Here is a 6519-nt window from a genome sequence, read left to right on the forward strand (position 1 = left end):
GCTAAGTCCTCCAAGCCAAACGGCAGTTTGAAAGGGGTAAAAAACTCAGGCCATCAGGCCCGACAAAAGCAACGCCCGCCCCAAGGCAAACGCCAAAAGCCTCAGGGTCGCTGCCGAGCACCAGATCTCCACGTTGTGCCAGCAGCACAAACTTAAGTGGTTCTCCCAGCAGGTTCCGTCCTCCGGCCTCAAGGTCTGACCACCCGAGCTTTCGAAGGACGCGCTTTGCGCCCAGAGGGGTTGTGTACCGGCCGCGCCATAAAGCGGCATCGTCTTGGCCGCCGGTCAGCTTCCGACGGACGTCAAACGCCCAAGTTGCGCAATCGTGGCTCCCCCATTCAAAGGGCTGAATGCGCGCGTGTGCCACGGCGGTTGCAAGGCATTGCTCCCAGTCTGGAATTCGGCTCATCCTCGGCCCCACGTGATATCTTTGTCTTGGATGGAAGTGACGTGCTCAAACCCCCGGTCGCCCGGGTGCAGCACTTGCTGGCTTTCATGCGTGTATCGCCAGCTTCGCGCGGTCCCTAAATCAATCAGCCGGCTCTCATAGGAGATTGTTATCGTGCAAGATGCACCATCTTCGCTGATTTCCGGCACGTCGAGACGGCCTGAGAAAGCTTGCACCGGGTTTGCGATAACCTCTCGGTCGGGCGTGAGCATGGCCAGCCAAATGCGGCCGGGCTTGCCCTGACGCGCTTCCTCAATCGCAAGTCCGATCAGGTTCATTGGAACGCTGGACAGCGAAACGGTCGTCCCAGAGGCGACAACCTCTGAGGTCTCCTCTAACGAGCCAAGCCCCATGAGTGCCCCTGCGCCGGTCCAAATCTGATCATTCCACTCGATGTCGTGGGGGCCGGTCCACAGTCGCACCCAGCCCGAAGCAAACTCACCTTCAAAGAAGATTGCGGGGAAAAGCTCGCCACTTTCCATTGCCGCTAGATAGCCTTGGGTCGCTTCACGGGTCATAGAGCTTCTCTTGCGCTAAAAGTGATTTGATACTTTCCAGCTCGACTGATTTGCGCGGGCACCGGCTCGTTCAAACGCAGCACTGCCTTTGGTCGCCCAACGTTCAGTTCAGTGCCCGCCGATGGAGAAGACCGCAATCGTGGCACAAAGCGCAGCGTGGCTTCACCGGTGGCGTCTGAGGACACGTCCTCGGTCACTTGATAGAGCCGCGATGCCGCGTCTTGGCCCAGAGAAAAGAAATCGCCCGCCATGAGCAAAGGCCGCTCCGAGAGCCATCCCATAGTGAGCAAGGCGTTACCGGTTTGGTTGTTGGCTGCGACTACGCCCTCTCCAGTTTGGCCCGGCGGCTCGATGCTCGGGTCATGGAACAAGAACCGGCCACGAGACCCACCAAGGGCAGCAAAGAAGGCCGACAATCGCCGCCCATCTACTGGCTTCAAAAGGGCTAAAGTGACCTGATATTCCCACCATTCGCCCCCCCAATCTTGCACTTCTTGCGTGCCGGTGAATGGGGAGGTTGTTGCTGTCACCGCAGTGGCCAGCCGGCGCTCAAGCCGGCTGACGAGGTTTATGGGGAGCTCCGGGATCATACCGCGTATCCTCGCCGACGATTGTCCGCGACATTTTGGGTCGCGATGCGTGCAATCTCGGGCACAGCGGCCCGAAGTTTTAGTTCGATCTGCTCGGCCACGCCCATCTGCGCGCCCCGTGCATCGATGCTGATGCTCATGCCGCCTGCAGACCCTGCGTTGCCATACCCGGCTGCCTCACGGCGGTTGAGAACGCGCTCACCCCTTTGAAGGATCGTAGGAACCTCGTCGGGACGCAGGCCCGCCCAGCCTCCGCTGTGCATCTTGGGAGCCCCCGCGAAGGCAGAAGCGGGCAACGAGCGTGTGTGGCCCGATACTCCGACTATTCCGCCGCTGTGAGAGACCGCAGCCGTCACGTTTGCGCTGCCGCCAAAGACACCGCCCAAAGCGTTAGCAAGAGGCCCCAAGACAGCGTTGCGAAACGCGAGGACCGCAAGATCCGCAAGAATGGCGCTCACGAAGCTCTTAAAGTTGATCTTGCCGGTTTCGATAAAACTACGAAACGCGCTCTCCGCACCGGAAAACGCGCTCGTTAAAGCGTCACCGAGGCCTTTGCCCCAATTCATTGCGTCGGCGGCATATTGGCGAAGGCTTGAGTTGACCGCGTCGAAACCTGTCAGCTCGGTCTTTGTCTCCTTCGCCTTGTTGCCTGCGTTTGCCACGGATGTGCCAAGCCGGTCAGAAGCAGCCGTCGCTTTATCGAGCGCCTCTGCGCCTTCCTCGCCGCTGCCGGCCACGGCCTCTCGCAATGCTGCCCAAGAGGTCAAGGGCAACATCGAGCCGGTTGCGAGATCACTCGCCGCCTGACGGTAGGTGTTGGCCGTGGCCAAGGCGTCGGATGCGATCACATCTAGCCCCAAGTCCGGGCCCGTGAGCGGGTTTTCCTCAAACGCGCGTTCAAAGGCGTCCGCTGCCGCGGTGCCGGCGTCGCTGGATGCGCCTGCAAACGGGTTTTCAATATCGCCAAGGCTGATATCGCCGATTTCACCAAAGGTTGTCTCGATCCCAACCGCAGCCAGCGCGTCGCGGATTTTGCCAGTGAACGCATCGATCCGAGAGATTGCGCCGTTCAGCATCGCCTCAACGCCGTCGAGCATTCGATTGGCCGCGTTAAATACAAGATCCCCGATGACCATTGGCAGCCGAGACCAGATTTCCTTAATCGCGTTTAAGGCGCCTTGAAACGTGTTTGCCGTCGCGTTGCCGAATTCCACCACGCGCTCGATGGCAGAGCTCATGCCTGTCGCGGCATCGGCTTTTAGATCGTAGAACATCGCCGAGGCCGCAGCTCCTGCGGCAGAGGCACCCATCTTGATCCGGCCCCAGACTTCGGCGCCGACGTCTTTCAAAAGAGCCATAGCAGCCCCAAAACTTCCGACACCCGAGGCGAGCTGGCTGAATTGGTAGACCAGCTCACCAGCTCCCACGATCAGGGCGCCGACCCCGGTGCGGATTAGCGCACCGCGTAGGACCAAAAGCGTTGTCGCAAGACCGCGCACAGAAAGCGCCGCTGCGGCAAAGCCCGCGACCCAGCGCCCCGCCAAAAAGGCCACAAATGTGCCTGCGATGCTCGCGATGCGGCCAAGGTTGCCAAACAGGCCTTGGATCGCCTGACCCAAAGGACCGGTTGTGGCAGAGATCGCCGCAAAAGCCTCGGCTAGTTTTTCCAAAGCGGGAGCAGCAGCGACCGCAAGTTGGTTAGCCAGACCACGAAAGATCAGTCCAAGGCGTGAGATAGCGTCGTTTGTGCGCTCAATCTGGGCTGCGTCCTGATCAGAAACCAACACGCCGAAATCCTCGACGTCTTTGGTCGCTTGGCGGAGCGTGGCGCTATCCACGCGCGTAAACACCAGACCAGCCCGGTCGCCGAACAGTTGCGAGGCAACGGCCGCCCGCTCGGCCTCTGGCACGAATTTGCCGAGGGCGTTTTGAATGGCCGCGATCCGCTCGTCCAGCGGCATGGCTTGCAAAGCGGAAGCCGAAAGTTGCAAGCGGTCGAGCGCTTTTTCGGCGGGGCCGGCACCTGCTGCGGCCTGTGACAGGCGGCGTGTTAGCTGCAACGTTGCTTGCTCGATTTCGCCCATGGAAACACCGGCCAGATCACCTGCGCGCTCGAGAACCTGAATGCTGGCCACGGTTGTGCCAAGCGAGGCCGCCAACTTTGCTTGCGCATCGACCGTTTGTAGGCCGGAACGCATCAATGCGACACCTGCCGCCACGCTGGCCGCAGCAGCGGCCGCAGAAGCGACGGCCGCGCGCCGTGCAAAGGCTGCCAGCCGGCGGTTTGCGATCTCCATCTCGGCGCTTAGCCGACCGAAGCCGCGCTTGCCAGCGCCGCCGACACCTTCAAGCTCGTTGCGAACCTGACGGCCTCCGGTAGCAGCAAGGCGAACACTGACACGTTTTTCAGCCATCGGCTTCTTCTCCTTGCTCGCTCATTTTCCGAACCATCGCCGCCTCTACCGGCGGCAAAAGCTCTCCGATCACGCGCGCCCTAATGCCAAGCGCAGCGCCTAGTTGAAGCGCCGCACTAATATCCCAGCCGATAACAGCCCCGCCGCCTGCGCCCGAAACGACCCGGAGTTGACCACCAAGTCGCTGGACGAGGTCCCAGACCTGCCAGCCTTCAATCGATTGTGGGAGGTTCACTTTGCCCGGGCACTCGTCGCAAATCCCCGCGCACGATGCGCAATACTCTCCGCCCCCGCCAAATTCCCATTCAGCAAGAGCGGTTAGTCGTTTTTTTCCGCATCCACCATCATCGCGCCGGCCACAATCTCTACTTGGAAGGCCTCGAACATCGGCCAAATGTCGAACAAGGCGTCAACCCATTCCTGAGAAACATCGACAGGGTTGCCGTTTGCGTCGCCGACGCCTTCCCATTCCTCGATCAACATACCGCCGATGATCTTAGCCACCTCGAGCGCTAGTGCCTGATCAGGCTCCGCGTCATCGACGGCGCCCAAGGCAACAACCCGCGGGTTACTTCTTGCAGCCAGCATCATAGCTGACGAGAGCGGCTTGACCTTGATCCTGACGCCGCCCGCAAGGTCGACCCAGCGCGCGTCATCAGAGAGATTTAACTTCAGCATCAGTAGGTCTCCACGGCGTTTTCTAGGGTGACTGTGACCATTGGCGAGCCGTCGGCGTGTTGCGCAGCCTGCCAGTCAAAGGTGACCTGAACACCTTGCGGCCCTGTGATTTCGCGGCGAGGTCGAGGCAAAAAGACCCGAGGTGCAGAGACCGTCAAAGTCTCCCCTGTGGGCAGCTGATATCCGAAGGTCAAAGCGCAAGAATTGCCCCCGATTGCCTGATTGAGCAAAGTCGTGTCGGCGAAGCGCACGCCGATGCTGCCTGTCATGGCTGCAATGGACGCGTCGGCGCCCTCGATCTTGCCATCTGCCCGAATGGTCTCCACTCGGTCGAGGTTGTTTTGGTAGTTCAATTCTGCGCTGATGATGTTGCCGATATCCACCCCATCGCGCTTCACAGAGCCGTTGAAATGGCCAAAGCGCTTAAGTGCCAGCGTAGACGGTGTGCCCGCTTGGCTAGATGTGGCCAAGTCTTCGCCCTGTGCAACGATCTCGACCGTTGAGGTCAAAAGACCGGAGCGCGCCATCGACCAGCTAAAGCTGTCGACCATGCAACCCGAGTACATTGCGAAGCTGGGCACCTCAGGCATCCCGACTTCCACAGAAAAGCTTGGCAGGTTCCAGCTTCCGCTTGAGAAGACGTGCTCAAAGTCATCTGTGCCTTCGGTCGTGGTGGGCGCGCCAAAGGCTCCTTTGAGCCAATAGCCGTAAGCCTCAGCATCCAAGGGGACCACGACATTGCCGTCAGCCGTTAGAGCGTCTTTGATCGGTTCAACTGGGTCTCGGCCGTAGCCCAAAAGCTCCGAGGCCAGCAAAGGCTGCTCAGCGCCCAGAGACGCCGTTGCAAACGGCATTTTGACGAAACCGCTAGCCGGCGCGGTGCCGTAGGTGGTTTCAAAGGCAAGTGCCAACTGCGCCCGTGCACCTTGTGCTCGTGCCATATCTGGTCTCCAATCTTTATAGGTTCAGGCGAGCGGGTCGGCGCTCGTGTAATGCAAAACAACGGTGATCGACGCAGCCTTGAAGGCCGAAGCCCCCTCGACCGGTAGATCGACTTCCTGAGGCGCTTCGGCCTCAACCCAATCACACAGTCCACCAAGCGTGCGGTCTGCGTGCAGCGCGACGCCAAGCGCCGCGATCATATCGTCAAAGGCCGCGTCCCGATGGTCAGCGCCGTGACGCATGGCCTCGATCTCGGCTTTGTGCTCGTAATGATAGGCGAGCGGCGAAAGGGTCACTTCCGGGTCACCTGGCTCGCCGTCGCGCAGGATGAATAGGCCTTCGCCCGGTAGCCTTTCTGGCAGCGCACCGCCCCGCATAGTGACTTGCGGCAAGGTTTCCATTTTCTGATGCAGCGCCCTTAGGACCTGCTCACGTTTGGAGGTCATTTCGTGCGGTCCTCCACCCATTGTGCGACAATTGCGCTTGGAATCGCGCTAATCGCGCGGTCAGTGTCACGCTCTAAATCCAGCCGTTTGCGTAGACGAACCTGCGGCACCAAAATGAAGATTGGAGCCGTGACTTGGTTGCGCCCGGTTTTTGACTTTGAAAGCACCGCAAGGCCCTTTTTGTTCATCCGAGCCTTGTCCGCGACCAGCAGACTTGGCGCACCACGCCGGTAAACAAAGCGCAACCGGATGCCTCGGCGGCGCTCCCACTCCCCGGGCGACATCCGACGACCACCAGCGGCGCGGCCGGCAGCCTCTGTCGGGATTGCAAGGTAAAAACCGTTTTTGGAACGGATGGTCGTGCCTTGATCGTGCGCGGAGACGATCTTTGGTGCTTTCGACCAAACAAGAGCGGCGGCCCGCAGACTTTCTGCGTATTTCGCGGAAGCTGGGCAGTGATTTCGCGCGATCTCGGGCACGCGT

General features: G+C 60.3%; 9 protein-coding genes. All 9 read right to left on the bottom strand.

The features are described from left to right. Position 1 precedes the first annotated feature (1 nt). The gene (locus AC4GMC_RS06980; protein ID WP_487875930.1) at positions 2-409 is read right to left on the bottom strand and encodes a DUF6950 family protein; all 408 of its coding nucleotides are present in this window, start codon (positions 407-409) and stop codon (positions 2-4) included. Continuing rightward, positions 406-966 carry a hypothetical protein gene (locus AC4GMC_RS06985; protein WP_487875929.1) on the bottom strand — a complete coding sequence of 187 codons (561 nt, stop codon included), beginning with the start codon at positions 964-966 and terminating at the stop codon, positions 406-408. The genes AC4GMC_RS06980 and AC4GMC_RS06985 overlap by 4 nt, the downstream gene beginning before the upstream one ends. Next, positions 963-1556, bottom strand: a complete 594-nt coding sequence (locus tag AC4GMC_RS06990) for a hypothetical protein (RefSeq protein WP_487875928.1) — start codon at positions 1554-1556, stop codon at positions 963-965. Before AC4GMC_RS06990 ends, AC4GMC_RS06985 begins: the two co-directional genes overlap by 4 nt. Beyond that, positions 1553-3970, bottom strand: a complete 2418-nt coding sequence (locus AC4GMC_RS06995; protein ID WP_487875927.1) for a phage tail tape measure C-terminal domain-containing protein — start codon at positions 3968-3970, stop codon at positions 1553-1555. Before AC4GMC_RS06995 ends, AC4GMC_RS06990 begins: the two co-directional genes overlap by 4 nt. Next, positions 3963-4205 (bottom strand): DUF7697 family protein, encoded by a 243-nt coding sequence (locus tag AC4GMC_RS07000; RefSeq protein ID WP_487875926.1) that lies wholly within the window; start codon positions 4203-4205, stop codon positions 3963-3965. The genes AC4GMC_RS06995 and AC4GMC_RS07000 overlap by 8 nt, the downstream gene beginning before the upstream one ends. 83 nt (positions 4206-4288) lie before the next feature. Continuing rightward, positions 4289-4648, bottom strand: coding sequence for a phage-derived protein YdaY family protein (locus AC4GMC_RS07005; RefSeq protein WP_487875925.1), 360 nt, complete (start codon positions 4646-4648; stop codon positions 4289-4291). Then, complete coding sequence (locus tag AC4GMC_RS07010) at positions 4648-5589, bottom strand: phage tail tube protein (RefSeq protein WP_487875924.1); 942 nt, start codon at positions 5587-5589, stop codon at positions 4648-4650. Before AC4GMC_RS07010 ends, AC4GMC_RS07005 begins: the two co-directional genes overlap by 1 nt. A 24-nt stretch (positions 5590-5613) precedes the next feature. Further along, complete coding sequence (locus AC4GMC_RS07015; protein WP_487875923.1) at positions 5614-6036, bottom strand: acyl-CoA transferase; 423 nt, start codon at positions 6034-6036, stop codon at positions 5614-5616. Continuing rightward, positions 6033-6519: DUF6441 family protein (locus tag AC4GMC_RS07020; protein ID WP_487875922.1), on the bottom strand; the 487-nt coding region annotated here is incomplete at its 5' end. The genes AC4GMC_RS07015 and AC4GMC_RS07020, both read right to left, overlap by 4 nt.

Source organism: Thalassobacter sp. (genome assembly GCF_982993085.1).

Bases quoted from the DNA above. Each gene is read 5' to 3' on its own strand.
- AC4GMC_RS06980 (WP_487875930.1), bottom strand. From the start codon at position 409: ATGAGCCGAATTCCAGACTGGGAGCAATGCCTTGCAACCGCCGTGGCA.
- AC4GMC_RS07015 (WP_487875923.1), bottom strand. From the start codon at position 6,036: ATGACCTCCAAACGTGAGCAGGTCCTAAGGGCGCTGCATCAGAAAATG.
- AC4GMC_RS06990 (WP_487875928.1), bottom strand. From the start codon at position 1,556: ATGATCCCGGAGCTCCCCATAAACCTCGTCAGCCGGCTTGAGCGCCGG.
- AC4GMC_RS07005 (WP_487875925.1), bottom strand. From the start codon at position 4,648: ATGCTGAAGTTAAATCTCTCTGATGACGCGCGCTGGGTCGACCTTGCG.
- AC4GMC_RS06985 (WP_487875929.1), bottom strand. From the start codon at position 966: ATGACCCGTGAAGCGACCCAAGGCTATCTAGCGGCAATGGAAAGTGGC.
- AC4GMC_RS07010 (WP_487875924.1), bottom strand. From the start codon at position 5,589: ATGGCACGAGCACAAGGTGCACGGGCGCAGTTGGCACTTGCCTTTGAA.
- AC4GMC_RS06995 (WP_487875927.1), bottom strand. From the start codon at position 3,970: ATGGCTGAAAAACGTGTCAGTGTTCGCCTTGCTGCTACCGGAGGCCGT.